The 15,249-nt window shown below is 70.9% G+C and carries 15 protein-coding genes; 8 read left to right on the top strand and 7 right to left on the bottom strand.

Annotated elements, in window-relative coordinates:
- The first annotated feature begins 1 nt into the window (after nucleotide 1).
- Nucleotides 2–1,867 (top strand): fumarate reductase/succinate dehydrogenase flavoprotein subunit, encoded by a 1,866-nt coding sequence (locus ACQP00_RS04725; protein WP_433214836.1) that lies wholly within the window; start codon nucleotides 2–4, stop codon nucleotides 1,865–1,867.
- Nucleotides 1,867–2,856, top strand: coding sequence for a succinate dehydrogenase/fumarate reductase iron-sulfur subunit (locus ACQP00_RS04720; protein ID WP_433214833.1), 990 nt, complete (start codon nucleotides 1,867–1,869; stop codon nucleotides 2,854–2,856). Before ACQP00_RS04725 ends, ACQP00_RS04720 begins: the two co-directional genes overlap by 1 nt.
- Before the next feature lie 25 nt (nucleotides 2,857–2,881).
- Here the strand turns inward: ACQP00_RS04720 and ACQP00_RS04715 are convergent, their stop codons facing one another.
- Nucleotides 2,882–3,367, bottom strand: coding sequence for a DUF1990 family protein (locus tag ACQP00_RS04715; protein ID WP_433214830.1), 486 nt, complete (start codon nucleotides 3,365–3,367; stop codon nucleotides 2,882–2,884).
- Between the two features lie 10 nt (nucleotides 3,368–3,377).
- Nucleotides 3,378–3,770: a (deoxy)nucleoside triphosphate pyrophosphohydrolase gene (locus tag ACQP00_RS04710; RefSeq protein ID WP_433223694.1), complete on the bottom strand. Its 393-nt coding sequence runs from the start codon at nucleotides 3,768–3,770 to the stop codon at nucleotides 3,378–3,380.
- A 206-nt stretch (nucleotides 3,771–3,976) separates the two neighbouring features.
- On the opposite strand from ACQP00_RS04710, the gene ACQP00_RS04705 reads away from it, so the two are divergent.
- Nucleotides 3,977–4,294 (top strand): 4a-hydroxytetrahydrobiopterin dehydratase, encoded by a 318-nt coding sequence (locus ACQP00_RS04705; RefSeq protein ID WP_433056516.1) that lies wholly within the window; start codon nucleotides 3,977–3,979, stop codon nucleotides 4,292–4,294.
- Nucleotides 4,295–4,297: 3 nt separating this feature from the next.
- On the opposite strand, the gene ACQP00_RS04700 is transcribed toward ACQP00_RS04705, so the two are convergent.
- The 3 genes from ACQP00_RS04700 to ACQP00_RS04690 are packed head-to-tail and all read right to left on the bottom strand — an operon-like array spanning nucleotide 4,298 to nucleotide 6,715.
- Nucleotides 4,298–4,753, bottom strand: coding sequence for a phage tail protein (locus tag ACQP00_RS04700; protein ID WP_433214827.1), 456 nt, complete (start codon nucleotides 4,751–4,753; stop codon nucleotides 4,298–4,300).
- A 20-nt stretch (nucleotides 4,754–4,773) separates the two neighbouring features.
- Nucleotides 4,774–5,847, bottom strand: coding sequence for a redox-regulated ATPase YchF (ychF, locus tag ACQP00_RS04695; RefSeq protein WP_433214824.1), 1,074 nt, complete (start codon nucleotides 5,845–5,847; stop codon nucleotides 4,774–4,776).
- 34 nt (nucleotides 5,848–5,881) lie between these two features.
- Entirely contained in the window at nucleotides 5,882–6,715 is an 834-nt protein-coding gene (locus ACQP00_RS04690) for a sugar phosphate isomerase/epimerase family protein (protein WP_433214821.1), read from the bottom strand.
- Between the two features lie 18 nt (nucleotides 6,716–6,733).
- Between ACQP00_RS04690 and ACQP00_RS04685 the strand changes: the two genes are divergently transcribed.
- Nucleotides 6,734–7,585 carry an aminoglycoside N(3)-acetyltransferase gene (locus ACQP00_RS04685; protein WP_433214818.1) on the top strand — a complete coding sequence of 284 codons (852 nt, stop codon included), beginning with the start codon at nucleotides 6,734–6,736 and terminating at the stop codon, nucleotides 7,583–7,585.
- Between the two features lie 166 nt (nucleotides 7,586–7,751).
- Here the strand turns inward: ACQP00_RS04685 and ACQP00_RS04680 are convergent, their stop codons facing one another.
- On the bottom strand, nucleotides 7,752–8,711 hold the full coding sequence (locus tag ACQP00_RS04680; RefSeq protein WP_433214815.1) for a helix-turn-helix domain-containing protein: 960 nt from the start codon (nucleotides 8,709–8,711) through the stop codon (nucleotides 7,752–7,754).
- 398 nt (nucleotides 8,712–9,109) lie between these two features.
- Nucleotides 9,110–9,676: a hypothetical protein gene (locus ACQP00_RS04675; protein ID WP_433214812.1), complete on the bottom strand. Its 567-nt coding sequence runs from the start codon at nucleotides 9,674–9,676 to the stop codon at nucleotides 9,110–9,112.
- Nucleotides 9,677–9,762: 86 nt separating this feature from the next.
- Between ACQP00_RS04675 and ACQP00_RS04670 the strand changes: the two genes are divergently transcribed.
- The 4 genes from ACQP00_RS04670 to ACQP00_RS04655 all read left to right on the top strand — a co-directional run bounded on the left by ACQP00_RS04670 (nucleotide 9,763) and on the right by ACQP00_RS04655 (nucleotide 15,249).
- Nucleotides 9,763–11,166, top strand: coding sequence for an AlkA N-terminal domain-containing protein (locus tag ACQP00_RS04670; protein WP_433214809.1), 1,404 nt, complete (start codon nucleotides 9,763–9,765; stop codon nucleotides 11,164–11,166).
- Nucleotides 11,167–11,210: 44 nt separating this feature from the next.
- Nucleotides 11,211–11,651: a methylated-DNA--[protein]-cysteine S-methyltransferase gene (locus ACQP00_RS04665; protein ID WP_433223692.1), complete on the top strand. Its 441-nt coding sequence runs from the start codon at nucleotides 11,211–11,213 to the stop codon at nucleotides 11,649–11,651.
- A gap of 132 nt (nucleotides 11,652–11,783) precedes the next feature.
- Nucleotides 11,784–13,475: an ABC transporter ATP-binding protein gene (locus ACQP00_RS04660; RefSeq protein ID WP_433223690.1), complete on the top strand. Its 1,692-nt coding sequence runs from the start codon at nucleotides 11,784–11,786 to the stop codon at nucleotides 13,473–13,475.
- The gene (locus ACQP00_RS04655; RefSeq protein WP_433214806.1) at nucleotides 13,465–15,249 is read left to right on the top strand and encodes an ABC transporter ATP-binding protein; all 1,785 of its coding nucleotides are present in this window, start codon (nucleotides 13,465–13,467) and stop codon (nucleotides 15,247–15,249) included. The genes ACQP00_RS04660 and ACQP00_RS04655 overlap by 11 nt, the downstream gene beginning before the upstream one ends.

The following is a 15,249-nucleotide window of genomic DNA, read 5'->3' as shown; positions in this document are numbered from 1 at the left end:
GATGACGAACATCGAGCGACACACCTACGACGTCGTGGTGATCGGTGCGGGCGGCGCCGGGCTGCGGGCCGCCATCGAGGCCCGCCTCGCCGGCAAGAAGACCGCCATCATCTCGAAGTCGCTGTTCGGCAAGGCGCACACGGTCATGGCCGAGGGCGGCGCCGCCGCGGCCATGGGCAACGTCAACGCGAACGACAACTGGCAGGTGCACTTCCGCGACACCATGCGCGGCGGCAAGTTCCTGAACAACTTCAGGATGGCCGAGCTGCACGCCAAGGAGGCCCCGGACCGGATCTGGGAGCTGGAGACCTACGGCGCGCTGTTCGACCGTACGAAGGACGGGAAGATCAGCCAGCGCAACTTCGGCGGCCACGAGTACCCGCGGCTGGCGCACGTCGGCGACCGGACCGGCCTGGAGCTGATCCGCACCCTGCAGCAGAAGATCGTCTCGCTGCAGCAGGAGGACTACGCGGCGCACGGCGACTACGAGGCGCGCATCCGGGTCTTCCAGGAGTGCACGATCACCGAGCTGTTCATCGAGAACGGCGCGGTGTCCGGGGCGTTCGGCTACTACCGCGAGTCCGGCGACTTCGTGCTGTTCGAGACGTCGGCGATCGTGCTGGCCACCGGCGGCGTTGGCAAGTCCTACAAGGTCACGTCGAACTCGTGGGAGTACACGGGCGACGGCCACGCGCTGGCCCTGCGCAGCGGCGCGACGCTGATCAACATGGAGTTCCTGCAGTTCCACCCGACCGGCATGGTCTGGCCGCCGTCCGTCAAGGGCATCCTGGTCACCGAGTCGGTCCGCGGTGACGGCGGCGTGCTGCGCAACACCGAGGGCAAGCGGTTCATGTTCGAGTACGTCCCCGACGTCTTCCGCAAGCAGTACGCGGAGACCGAGGAGGAGGCCGACCGCTGGTACTCCGACCCGGACAACAACCGCCGCCCGCCGGAGCTGCTCCCCCGCGACGAGGTCGCCCGCGCGATCAACAACGAGGTCAAGTCGGGCCGGGGCACCCAGGCCGGCGGTGTGCTGCTCGACATCGCGAGCCGCCTGCCGGCCGAGCAGATCACCAAGCGGCTGCCGTCGATGCATCACCAGTTCAAGGAGCTGGCCGACGTCGACATCACCAAGCAGCCGATGGAGGTCGGGCCGACCTGTCACTACGTGATGGGCGGCGTGGAGGTCGACGCCGACACGGCGGCCGCGGCGGTGCCCGGGCTGTTCGCGGCGGGCGAGGTCTCCGGCGGCATGCACGGCTCCAACCGGCTCGGCGGCAACTCGCTGTCCGACCTGCTGGTGTTCGGCAAGCGGGCGGGCGAGCACGCGGCGGCGCACGCGACCGAGGCCGGCCGGCGCAAGCCGTCCCCGGCGCTGGTCGAGGCGGCCGTGGAGACGGCGCTGGCCCCGCTGCAGCGCGGTGAGGGCGGCGAGAACCCGTACACGCTGCACCAGGAACTGCAGGACATCATGGGCACCCTGGTCGGCATCATCCGCCGCGAGGGCGAGCTGCGCGACTCGTTGGTCCGGCTGGCCGAGCTCAAGGAGCGGGTGAAGAAGGTCGGGGCTACGGGCGGCAGACGGTACAACCCGGGCTGGCACTTGGCTCTTGATCTTCGCAACATGCTCGTGGTCTCCGAGTGCACCGCGAAGGCGGCGCTCGAGCGCACCGAGTCGCGCGGCGGGCACACCCGCGAGGACCACCCGAAGATGGACCCGAACTGGCGCAAGGTCAACCTGGTCTGCTCGCTCGACGGCGAGGACGTCCGCCTGGAGCACAAGCCGCTGCCGGTGATGCGCCGGGAGCTGCAGGACCTGTTCGACACCAGCGAGCTGTCCAAGTACATGACCGACGAGGAGCTGTAATGGGTACCCAGCGCCATTTCCGCGTCTGGCGCGGCGACGACACGGGCGGTTCGCTGGAGGACTTCCAGGTGGAGGTGAACGAGGGCGAGGTCGTCCTCGACGTCATCCACCGCCTCCAGGCGACCCAGACCCCCGACCTGGCGGTCCGCTGGAACTGCAAGGCCGGCAAGTGCGGCTCCTGCTCGATGGAGATCAACGGCAAGCCGCGCCTGGGCTGCATGACCCGCATGTCGACGTTCACCGACACCGAGACCGTGACGGTCACCCCGCTGCGCACCTTCCCGGTGATCCGCGACCTGGTCACGAACGTCAACTTCAACTACCAGAAGGCCCGCGAGCTGCCCGCGTTCGCGCCGCCGAAGGGTGTCGAGCCCGGCGAGTACCGCATGCAGCAGATGGACGTGGAGCGCTCGCAGGAGTTCCGCAAGTGCATCGAGTGCTACATGTGCCAGAACGTGTGCCACGTGATCCGCGACCACGAGGAGAACAAGCGGGCCTTCTCGGGTCCCCGCTTCTTCATCCGGGCCGCCGAGCTGGACATGCACCCGCTCGACGCGCGCGCCGACCGCAAGGACATGGCCCAGGCGGAGCAGGGCCTCGGCTACTGCAACATCACCAAGTGCTGCACCGAAGTCTGCCCGGAGCACATCAAGATCACTGATAATGCGATCATTCCCATGAAGGAACGCGTTGTCGATCGGAGGTACGACCCGGTGACCTGGCTTGGGCGCAAGATCTTCCGCCGTGACCAGCTGGACGAGCCGGCCCTGGCCCACGCGTCGAGCCCGGCGGGCGCGGCGGCGGACACGGGCTCGCACTGGAACCAGCAGGGCCCCGTGCCGCAGGAGCCCTCCGTGGGCGCCGACGGCAAGCTGACCGTGGCCGAGCTCTACCTGGACCGCGCCGCGGCGGCCTCGCCGTTCGGCGACGACCAGGAGTTCCCGCTGCCGCCGGACAAGATCCGGTACAACCACCCGGACGCTCACTAGCGTTGACGCGGGCCGCGGTGCGGGGTCAGAGGCTCCGCATCGCGGCCGCATAGCGGTCGGTGACCCGCGCCTGCACCAGGCGGGCCATCGGCGACCCCAGCTTCACCCACCACTTCGCCGGGCGGCTGAACGCCCGCGCCTCGAACCACACGTCGCCGGCCGGGTCCGTGGAGAGCAGAAACGCCTCCTCGCCGGTCTCCACGTGGCCGGGCAGCGTCCCGAAGCCGAAGCCGTACTCGGCGGGCTTGTCGACGATCCAGACAATCTTGCACGGCACCCAGAGCCGCACTGGCCCCACGCCGATGCCGGAGGCGAACTCGACCCCCAGCGCGGCCCGTTCGGCCTCCGTGCGCACCCTCAGGCCCGCCCCGCGCTGCGGCCGCCAGTGGGCCAGCGCCTCCGCCGCCTCCGCGAAGCCGGCCGTGAGCCGGACCCGGCGCGTCACGTGGTGATAGCCGGGCGGCAGCGGCCCCTCGCGGGTCGCGCCGACCTCCGGGTACGTCACATCCACGGACACAAGATTAACGCGGCAGCAGTGGTCCCACCGCGCGGACGATAGGCGCGTCGGCCGGCAGCCACGGCACGCTGTCCAGCTCACTCACGCTGAGCCAGCGCAGGTCGCTGTGCTCCAGCGGCAGCGGCTGGGCGCCGTTGAGCAGCGTCGCGACGTACACCCGCAGAATCGCGGTGCCGTTGAGCATGGCGACGTCGTCTCCGACGCGCTCGCCCACGGCGACGTCCACGCCGAGCTCCTCCTGGCACTCGCGGACCAGCGCCTGCACCTCCGTCTCCCCGGGATCGACCTTACCGCCGGGGAATTCCCACTTTCCGGCCATTTCGGGCGGTTGGGCCCGTTCACACGCCAAAACTCGCCCGCCGGAGATGATCGCCGCGCCGACGATGATCCGTGGCATCAACCGTTCGGTCTGCACGGGCAACCAGGGTGCCAGATCCACATGAAGTTCCGGTGGCTGGCTATGCCCTGTTGTTCACCAGACGAGGGAAAAGTGGCCGTGGACAGATCCACCGGTTGCTAGTCAGACTTGCAGACACCGTTGATGACGGGCAGGCTTCGAATCGGCCACAAGCCGGCAACGATGCCGAGGGAGGGTAGGTCGACATGCGGGCCCGGTGGAGCGATGATCACCGCGACTATCTCAGCGATGCGCTGGCGTTGTTACAAGGCTGGACCCACGACGGCGGCGAGATCCGCCGGACGCTGCAAATCGACGATTCCCAGCATGCGGCACTGACCGAGCGAATGAAAGTGGTCGCGGATGCCGTCGGCGTCCGCCCCGACGTCCGCCGTCTGGACGGATACACCCAAATTCGCTTACGGGTCCCCGGATCGGACGATTCGGACCTTTCACCCGGCGAGGTGACGCTCGCGGCCCGCATCGAGGACCTGTACAAGAACATCATCGCCGGCGCGGCGTAGTCCTCAGTACTCGCGCTTGATCACGAAGTACGAGCCGCGGATGGTCCCCGCGAGCTTCGACCGCTGGCGCACGAACTTGAAGCGCTCGGCCAGCTCCTCCGGGACGTCCATGCCGTCGGAGAGCTTGAACCCCACGGCGCGCTTCCCGCCGTCCTCCAGGGTGTACAGCACGTTGACCGACAGGCCCGACTCGTAGAACACGTAGGTCCAGCGCACGCCCTCGACCTCGAACGACGTGGCCTCCAGCGGCTTGGAGCCGAAGGTGATGTCCCGCTCCTCGCGCAGGATGCGGTGGACGTACTCCACCGTGTCCGGCACCGAAGCCGCCGGCTCGACCGTGAAGACGTGGTCGTACTTGTTCTTGAAGTACCGGGCCTCGTTGGCGCGCAACCCGGCCAGGGCCTCCACCACCGGCGAGGACTCCAGCCCGGTGGTGGAGACGTTTTCGAAGTCGACCACGTACGACACGTTGCTGCCCCCTAGACGTTGAAGCGGAACTCCACCACGTCGCCGTCCTGCATGACGTAGTCCTTGCCCTCGATGCGGACCTTGCCCGCGGCCTTCGCGGCGTTCATCGCGCCCGCCGCCATCAGGTCGTCGAAGGACACCACCTCGGCCTTGATGAAGCCGCGCTGGAAGTCCGAGTGGATCACGCCCGCCGCCTCCGGGGCCGTCGCGCCGATCGGGATCGTCCAGGCGCGGGCCTCCTTGGGGCCGGCGGTGAGGTAGGTCTGCAGGCCCAGCGTCCGGAAGCCCACCCGGATCAGCTGGTGCAGGCCCGGCTCGGGCTGGCCGATGGACGCCAGCAGCTCCAGGGCCTCCTCCTCGTCGAGGTCGGTGAGCTCCGACTCGATCTTGGCGTCGAGGAAGATGGCCTCGGCCGGGGCGACCAGGGCGCGCAGCTCTTCGAGGAAGGCGGGGTCGGCCAGGCCGGCCTCGTCGACGTTGAACACGTAGAGGAACGGCTTGGCCGTCAGCAGGTGCAGCTCGCCGAGCTCGGAGACGTCGAAGCCGGACGAGTACAGCGTGTTGCCCTCGTTCAGCACCTCGCCCGCGGCCTTGGCGGCGGCCGCGATGCCGGCGCGCTCCTTGCGGACCTTGGCCTCCTTCTCCAGCCGGGGCAGCGCCTTGTCGATGGTCTGCAGGTCGGCCAGGATCAGCTCGGTGTTGATCGTCTCGATGTCGTCGCGGGGCGACACCTTGCCGTCGACGTGCACCACGTTCTCGTCGGAGAAGGCCCGCACGACCTGGCAGATGGCCGAGGCGTCGCGGATGTTGGCCAGGAAGGCGTTGCCGCGGCCCTGGCCCTTCGAGGCACCCCGCACCAGCCCGGCGATGTCGACGAACGACACCGGGGCCGGGATGATCTTCTGCGAGTCGTACAGCTCGGCCAGCCGCCCGAGCCGCGTGTCGGGCAGCCCGACGACGCCGACGTTGGGCTCGATGGTCGCGAACGGGTAGTTCGCGGCGAGCGCGTCCCCCTTGGTCAGGGCGTTGAACAGGGTGCTCTTGCCCACGTTGGGCAGGCCGACGATGCCGATGCTGAGTGCCACGACATGTCAGCTTACGCAACGCCGCGGCCCGGTCTCAGCCCAGCTCGATCCCCAGGTCGTCGGTGAGCGCCCGGAACGCCCGCGCGGCCTCGCCGAAGCGCCGCGGGCCGGACAGCACGTCCGGGAAGGCGGGATCGGACAGGTGCGGCTCCAGGGAGGCGAAGCCCACGAACCCGTCGTCGCGCAGGGCGGTGAGCGTCGCGCGCAGCTCGCCGTCGCCGAGGCCCGCGGGCACCTCGATGCCGTCGGGCGCGCGGGCGTCCTTCACCTGGAGGTACACGATGAAAGGCCGCAGCATCGCATAACCATCGCTGAACGGGCGCACCCCAACTTGCACGAAGTTGGCGTTGTCCCAGGCCACCCGCAGGGCGGACGACCCCACCGACTCGATGACGTCCAGCACGCGGTCGGGGGTGTCGCCGTAGATGAGCTTCTCGTTCTCGTGCACCAGGACGACCGACTCGCGCTCGGCAACGTCGGCGAACGCGCGCATCCGGCTCAGCACCGTGTCGCGGGTGGCGGCCACGTCGACGCCGTCGGGGCGGTAGAACGAGAAGATCCGGACGTACCGCGCGGCGAGCCGGCGGGCCACCCACACCACCCGCTCCAGGCGGGCCAGCTCGGTCGCCGGGTCGTCGTAGACGCCGCTCTTGCCGATCGGCGACGCGATCGCCGACACCCCGATGCCGTGCCGGGCCAGCACGTCCGCCAGCCGCGCGACCTCCTCGTCGGCCATGTCGACCACGTTGACGCCCCACGCGCTGCGCACCTCGACGTGCCGCGACCCAAGAGCCAGAAGCACCGGCAGTTGTACCGCCGGATCTGCGTCGATCTCGTCCCCGAACCCGGACAGCGTCCACCGCACCATGCCGCAATTATGGGAGACATGGAAGCCGATGCCGTGGCCCGCACGACCCACCCGGGCACGACCAGCACGATCGCCGCTCAGGTGCGGGCGCTGGGCCTGCCCGCGGGCGCCACGGTGCTCACCCACTCCTCGCTGTCGCGGCTGGGCTGGGTGGCCGGGGGCGCCCAGGCGGTGGTGCTGGCTCTGCTGGAGGCGGTCGGCCCGGACGGCACGCTGGTCATGCCCACCCACACGCGGCACCTGACCGAGCCCGCCGACTGGGGCAACCCGCCGGTCCCGCAGTCCTGGTGGGCGACGATCCGCGCGGAGACGCCCGCGTACGACCCGCGGACCAGCCCGCCGGGCTTCATGGGCGCGATCGTCGACTGCTTCCGGACCTTCCCGGGTGTACTGCGCAGTGCCCATCCGACGGTCTCGTTCGCCGCCCTCGGCCCGCTGGCGGAGCGCGTGACGGCCGGCCACGAGCTGGACGACGGACTGGGCGAGGGCTCCCCGCTGGCCCGGCTGTACGACCTGGACGCCTGGGTCCTCCTGCTCGGCGTCGGGCACGACAACAACACGTCGCTGCACCTGGCCGAGTACCGCGCGGCCGGCCCCAAGCGGTACGACCGGCAGGGCTCCCCGGTCCTCGTCGACGGCGAGCGCCGCTGGGTCACCTATCGCGAGCTGGCCGGCGACACGGCGCTCTTCGAGCCGCTGGGCAAGGACTTCGCCGAGATCACCGGCGGCGAGCTGACCGGGCCGGTCGGGGCCGGGACGGGCCGCCTGATGCGGCAGCGCGGGCTGGTCGATTTCGGGGCCCACTGGCTGTCGCTGCGGGCCGCGAACGCGGGGGTTGGGCCGCGCGGCGTCGCTGAGGTGGAGGGCTGAACGACGACACGCGGCCCGGGCTCGGGCGCACGGACTGAGGGGGGGTTTGTCCGGGCCACCCGACCGAGAAGTCTGAATCCCGAAGCATTCTCGCGACATGTCCGGCCTGTGCCGCAATGCGGACATGGCGCGATGTGGACAGCCGTTTCGTTCCGCGGTACGCCGTTCAGCCGAGCCACCCGCGCCGGCCCGCCTCGAAGGCCAGGCCCGCCCTCGTATCGACGCCCGCCAACAGCATGAGGCGTTCCAGGCGCCGCTGAACTGTGCGCTTGCTCACGCCCACCTGCGACGCGATGGCCTTGTCGGGGAAGCCGGCCACGAACAGCGACAGCAGCAGCCGGTCGGCCCCGAGCGGGTCGTCGCCCGCGTCGCCGTCGAGCAGCGGGGTCGCGCGCTCCCACACGCTCTCGAACAGTGCGACGAGCGCGTCGAGGAGCTCACTGCGGCGTACCAATGCGGCAGTTGGCTCACCCAGGTCGCGCTCGTGGTCCGGGACGAGCGGGCAGATCGCCATGCTGCGGTCGGCGATCGCGAGCCGGACGGGCAGCGCCTCCACCACGCGGGCCCGCTCCCCGCGGCGCACGGAGGCGGCGATGCCCTCCAGCTCGCCGGGCATCTCGATGAGCGCCCGTTCGTAGATCGCGCGGTACCGCACCCCGCGGGCCAGGGCCGTGCTCTCCTCGATGTTGTCGGGGCCGCTCATCGCGATCGGGTTCACCCGGCAGAACCAGAGGATCTCGTCCTGGGCCGACTCCTGCATGTCCCGCAGCCGCTCCCGCAGCGCGGCCGCGCCGACCACGATCTCGACGAGATGGTCGGCGATGCGGCGGCGGGACGTCGCGCGGTACTCCTCGGTGAGCCCGGCCACCACCCGGCGCGCCGAGTCGAGCGACCGCTGCCGGCGCAGCAGGGCGTCACCGAGCGCAACGTCGGGCGGCAGCGGCTCGAAGATCGGCCCGCCGCGCGCCAGCCCCTTGGCCCGCAGCGACTCCAGCAGCCGCGTGACCTCGGCCGCCGGAATGTCCGCCCGGTCGGCAAGGTCGTCGGCGCCGGCCACCGCAAGGCGCACCAGCAGCCGGTACACACTCTGCTCAGCCGGATCCAGCAGCTCCGTGTCCTCGGACATGATCGCCAGCCTACGAACGGCCGCCGCCCCTGACGAGGCCCGGCGGCCGATTCGTAAGTCGATCTTCCAATCCCCGGAAGACTTTCAGCAACAAAAAACTTCCCGCCACCAAGCCAAAACTAGGGTCGCTCAGCACAAACCTTCCGCCACCGAAGCACTTGGTGCTCTTTTGAGGGGGTGTGGGTGGAGCTTGCTCCCCCACCGCTCTTCAGGACATCCGACGGTAAACGCCGTCCCCAAGGCGCCCATACAGCGCAAACCTTGCGCTGCAAGGGCACCAGGTGCTCTTTTGAGGGGGTGTGGGTGGAGCTTGCTCCCCCACCGCTTTTCAGGACATCCAACGGTAAACCCCGTCCCCAAGGCGCCCATACAGCGCAAAACCTTGCGCCACCAAAAAACTAAGCCTGCGCGAGCGGATTGTCCTTCGGGTCGTCGTAGTGCACAGTGTCGAACGTGCCGTCGTGGTCGCTGTCCGTGACGACATAATCGCGCCGGCCGTCGCCGTCCTCGTCGCGGCCCACCCAGTCCGCCGACCCGTCGTGGTTGGTGTCGCGGATGTCGGTGTCGATCCGCCCGTCGCCGTCGGAGTCGACGATCACGCGGTCGAAGCGCCCGTCGCCGTCCGTGTCGAGCGCGGCGACGTCCTTGTGCCCGTCGCCGTCGGTGTCCACGAACACGGCGTCGATGCGCCCGTCGCCGTCGAGGTCGCGCAGCTCGGTCTCGAGCGTGCCGTCGCCGTCGGTGTCGATCGCGATGCGGTCGATCACGCCGTCGTTGTCGTCGTCGTACGCGGCCGCGTCGGCCACGTTGTCGCCGTCCTGGTCCAGGGCGTAGATGGTCTCGCCGTGCTCGCCGTGCACCTGGACGATCCGCGGCTCGTTGGCCTCATCGGCCGCGCCCAGTCCGGCGTGCGAGGTGCCGTGGTCGGCGGCCTCGAGTCCCTCGGTGGCCTCGTGCTCAGTCATGGCCACCAGATTAGGTGGTCCGGCCCGGAACATGGACGTCCGAAACCCGCCAGTCGACGGGTCCGGGGCGGGGCAGGATGGATGGCGTGGAACTCGACTTCGAAACCTGCCGCAAGGCGGCGACCAGCCGTGACTCGCGCTTCGACGGCGTGTTCGTCACCGCGGTCAAGTCGACCAAGATCTATTGCCGCCCGTCCTGCCCGGCGATCGTGCCGAAGCGGGAGAACGTGCGGTTCCTGCCGACCGCCGCGGCCGCGCAGCGCGAGGGCTTCCGGGCCTGCCTGCGCTGCCGGCCGGACGCGGCCCCGGGCTCGCCCGACTGGGACGTGCGCGGGGACGTGGTCGGGCGGGCGATGCGCCTGATCGCCGACGGCGTGGTGGACCGCGACGGCGTGCCGGGGCTGGCCGGCCGGCTCGGGTACACCGAACGCCACCTGCACCGCATGCTCGCCACCGAGGTCGGGGCGGGGCCGCTCGCCCTCGCTCGGGCCCAGCGCGCGCAGACGGCGCGGGTGCTCATCGAGACGACCCGGCTGGGGCTGGCCGACATCGCGTTCGCGGCCGGGTTCGGCAGCGTGCGCCAGTTCAACGACACGATCCGGGAGATCTACGGCCGGGCGCCCTCGCAACTGCGGGAGCGGCGCACGCAGCCCGAGCTGGACGAGGGAGTGGTGTCGGTCCGGCTGCCGTACCGCGCGCCGCTGCACGCCGAGGCGCTGCTCACGTTCCTCGGCGACCGCGCGGTGGCGGGCATCGACGCGCTGGACGACGACGGGTACCACCGAAATCTGCGGCTCCCGCACGGGACCGGCCGCGTGACGCTGGCCCCGCGAGCCGGCCACGTCGCGGCCACACTGCACCTGGCCGACCTGCGCGACCTCGCCCCGGCGGTGGCGCGCTGCCGCCGGCTGTTCGACCTCGACGCGGACCCGGCCGCCGTCGACGCGGTGCTCGGGGCCGACCCCGCGCTCGCGCCGAGCGTGCTCAAGGAGGAGGGCGTGCGGGTCCCGCGGGCCACCGACGGCTTCGAGATCGCCGTGCGGGCGGTGGTCGGCCAGCAGATCTCGGTCGCGGCCGCGCGCACGGTGCTGCGCAAGCTCATCGCCGCGGACGCGGGGCTGTTCCCGAACGCCGAGGAGCTGCTGGAACTGCCGGACGACGCGTTCGCGATGCCGGAGGCCCGGCGGCGCACGTTGCGCGGGCTGGCGGCCGCCGTCGCGTCCGGGGAGCTCGACCTCGACGGCGGCAGCGACCGCGACGAGACCGTGGAGCGGCTCAAGGCGCTGCCCGGCATCGGGGACTGGACCGCGCAGTACACGGCGATGCGCGCCCTCGGCGACCCCGACGCCTTCCTGCCGACCGACCTGGGAGTGCTGCGCGGCGCGAAGGCCGCCGGGCTCCCCGACACCCCGAAGACCCTGGCCGCACACGCCGAACGCTGGCGGCCCTGGCGGTCCTACGCCGCCATTCGACTCTGGAGGATCCTGTGACCGTGTACTTCACCACGACCGACACCCCCGCCGGACCGTTCACGATGCTCACCGACGCCGACGAGACGGTGCTCGCCAGTGGCTGGACGACCGACGTGGCCGGGCTCATGCGGCTGGGCAGGCTGGCGGGCACGCCCGAGGAGCGGGGCGATCCGGGAGTACCACTGAAGGCCTTGCAGTCCTATTTGGACGGTGACGTCAAGGCGATCGACAGCGTCGCGGTCCGCCAGCGGGGCGGGGCGTTCATCGCGCACGCGTGGGACGTGCTGCGCGAGGTGCCCGCGGGCGAACCGGTCACCTACACCGAGTTCGCCGAGCGGGCGGGCCGGCCCGCGGCGGTGCGCGCGGCCGCGTCGGCGTGCGCGACCAACGCCGCCGCGCTGTTCGTGCCCTGCCACCGCGTGCTGCGCCTGGACGGGACGCTCGGCGGGTTTCGCTGGGGGCTGCCGGTCAAGCGCTGGCTGCTCGATCATGAAGCCATCTGAATATCGGTTGGCACCAATGTGACGGGCACGTACTTTTGAGTGATGTCCACGACCGCCGCGCCCCCGCAGGCGCGGCGGTCCAGTGGCCGGTCCAACGGCCGGTCCACTGGTAAGGCGCACGCCCTGTGGCGGATGCGGGTCTACCTGCGGCCGTACTACACGCTCACCGCCTGGTCGATGGTCGCCGCGGTCGCCTCCACCGCCGCCAGCCTCGCGATCCCCCTGCTCATCCAGCGGGTCGTCGACGGTCCCGTGCGCCACGGCGACACCCGCGGGCTGCTGCTGCTCGGCGGCCTGGCGATCCTGCTCGGGATGACCGAGAGCGTGCTCAGCTTCGTCCGCCGGTGGGCGCAGTCGGCGTCGTCGGTGGGCATGGAGGCCCGGCTGCGCGAGGACCTGTACGCGCACCTGCAGCGCCTCCCGATCGAGTTCCACGACAAGTGGCAGTCCGGGCAGCTGCTCTCCCGCGCGACCGCCGATCTGTCCTCGATCCGGCGGTTCCTGTCGTTCGGGCTGTTCTTCTTCGTGCTCAACCTGGCCACGTACGTCGCGGTGGCGGCCCTGCTGATCCACCTGTACTGGCCGCTGGGCGTGTTCGTGGCGCTCAGCGCGATCCCGCTGTTCCTGATCGTGCGCCGCTTCACCGCGCGGTACTTCGCCGCCTCCCGCGAGCTGCAGGACTCGATCGGCGACCTGACCACGCGGGTCGAGGAGTCCGCGCAGGGCATCCGGGTGATCCGCGCGTTCGGCCGGCGCGAGCACATGAGCGCGCTCTTCGCCGGCGGCGCGCGGCACGTGCACGACCTCGGCGTGGGCAAGAGCCGCATGGTGGCGCGCACGCTCGCGCAGTTCGACCTGGTGCCCAACGTGACGCTCGCGGTGGTGCTGGTGGCCGGGGCGGTGCAGGTCTCCCGCGGTGAGCTGACGGTCGGCACGCTGGTCGCGTTCGTGGCGCTGCAGGTGATGCTCGTCTGGCCGATCGACATCCTGGGCTGGATCATCGCGAACGCGCAGGAGGCGATGAGCGCGTCCGTGCGCATCTACGAGGTGCTGGACACCCCGCCGTCCATCGTGGACCGTCCGGACGCGGTAGTGCCGTCCACTGTGGAGGGCCGGCTGCGCTTCTCCGGTGTGCGGTTCGGCTACGAGCCCGGGCGGCCGATCCTGCGGGGCATCGACCTGGAGGTGGAGCCGGGCGAGACGGTGGCGATCGTCGGGCTCACCGGCAGCGGGAAGACCACGCTGGTCTCGCTCGTGCCCCGGTTGTACGACGTGGATGCGGGATCGATCAGCATCGACGGGTACGACATCCGGGACTTGAAACTCGACGCATTGCGCCGCATCGTGGGGACCGCGTTCGAGGACCCCACCCTGTTCTCGATGAGCGTCCGCGAGAATCTGACCCTCGGCCGCGCGGACGCGACGGACGCCGAGATCGCCGAGGCACTCGACATCGCGCAGGCCCAGTTCGCGTATGAGCTGCCGTGGGGGCTCGACACGCGCATCGGCGAGCAGGGGCTGTCGCTGTCCGGCGGGCAGCGGCAGCGCCTCGCCCTGGCCCGCGCGGTCGTGGGGCGGCCGCGGGTGCTCGTGCTGGACGACCCGCTGTCCGCCCTGGACGTGCACACCGAGGCGCTCGTGGAGTCCGCGCTGGCCACGGTGCTGGCGGGGACGACGGCGCTGCTGGTGGTACACCGGCCGTCGACGATCGCGCTGGCCGACCGGGTCGCGTTCCTGGACGAGGGGCGGCTGGCCGCGATCGGGACGCACTCGCAGCTGCTGGCGACGTGTCCGGGCTATCGCGAGGTGTTGCGTGGCGCTTGACGTCCAACGGTGGCGCGGTACGGCCGCGGAGGAACCCGACCCGACCGAGCGCGTCGCGAGCCGGCGCCTGCTCGGCTCGCTGCTGCGCCCGCACCGTTCCGCGATCGGCGTGCTCGTCGCGCTGCTGCTGGCCCAGAACCTGGCCGGGATGGCCGGGCCGTACCTGGTCAAGCTCGGCATCGACCGCGGCATCGGGCACCCGCCGACGCTGGTGCTCGTCACCGTGCTGTTCGGGGTGGCCACCCTGGCCGAGTTCGGCACCCGGCGCGCGTTCCTGGCCATGTCCGGCCGGGTCGGCAACGCGGTGCTGTTCGACCTGCGCACCCGCGTCTACAACCACCTGCAGCGACTGAGCATCGGCTTCCACGAGCGGTTCACCTCGGGCCGGGTCATCGCGCGCCTGACGAGCGACGTGGACAACATCTCCGAGCTCGCCGACGGCGCCCTGGACGACCTGGTGCTGGCCGCGCTGTCGGTGGTGTCGGTGGCCGGCATCCTGCTGTGGCTGGACCCACCGCTGGCGCTGGTCACGCTCGCCTCGTTCCCGTTCCTGGTCTGGCTCTCGCGCTGGTTCCAGCGGGCCAGCGCCAAGGCGTACCGCCGCACCCGCGAGACGATCGCGCTGGTCATCATCCACTTCGTCGAGTCGCTGGGCGGCATCCGCGCGGTGCAGGCGTTCCGCCGCGAGCGCCGCAACGACGAGATCTTCGGCGCCGTCAACGACGACTTCCGCCGGGCCAGCCTGCACGCGCAGCGCCTCGTCGCGACCTACTCCCCCGCGATCAAGATGATCGGCAACGTGTCCATCGCGGTCGTGCTGACCTACGGGGGCTGGCGGGTGCTGCACGGACAGACCGAGGTCGGGGTGCTGGCCGCGTTCCTGCTCTATCTGCGCCGGTTCTACGAGCCCATGCAGGAGCTGTCGCAGTTCTACAACACGCTGCAGTCGGCCACCGCGGCCTTGGAAAAGCTGGCAGCTGTACTGGATGAGCCCCCATCGGTCGCGGAAGCCCAGTCGCCCACCCGCATCGTCGCGGCGCGGGGCGAGCTGACGTTCGACGCCGTCGAGTTCGGCTACGACACCGGGCGCCCCGTGCTGCCCCCGCTGGACCTGTTCGTCCCGGCCGGGCAGACGGTCGCCCTGGTCGGCGCCACCGGGGCCGGAAAGTCCACCCTGGCCAAGCTCGTGGCCCGCTTCTACGACCCGACGGCCGGCACGGTCGCGCTCGACGGCGTCGACCTGCGCTCGGTCGCCGAGGATGACCTGCGCCGCGCCGTGGTGATGGTGACCCAGGAGAACTACCTGTTCTCCGGCACCGTGGCCGACAACATCGCCTTCGGCCGCCCGGGCGCGACGCGGGCCGAGGTGGAGGCGGCCGCGGCGGCGATCGGCGCGGACGCATTCATCCGAGCACTGCCCGACGGCTACGACACCGACGTGCGCAAGCGCGGGGGACGCCTTTCGGCCGGACAACGCCAACTCGTGGCGTTCGCGCGCGCCTTTCTGGCCGACCCCGCAGTGCTGATTCTCGACGAGGCGACGTCCTCCCTGGACATCCCGAGCGAGCGGGCGGTGCAGAACGCGCTGCGCACGATCCTGGCCTCGCGTACGGCCCTCGTCATCGCCCACCGCCTGTCCACAGTGGAGATCGCGGACCGGGTGCTCGTCATGTCCGGCGGGCGGATCGTCGAGGACGGGCCGCCTTCGGCGCTGATCGACCGCGGCGGCCAGTACGCCGCGCTGCACGCCCAATGGCGGGACTCGCTGCTCTGA

The organism is Dactylosporangium sp. CS-047395, assembly GCF_050942185.1.
Lineage (GTDB): Bacteria > Actinomycetota > Actinomycetes > Mycobacteriales > Micromonosporaceae > Dactylosporangium.
This window is presented reverse-complemented; position numbering and strand designations above follow the sequence as displayed.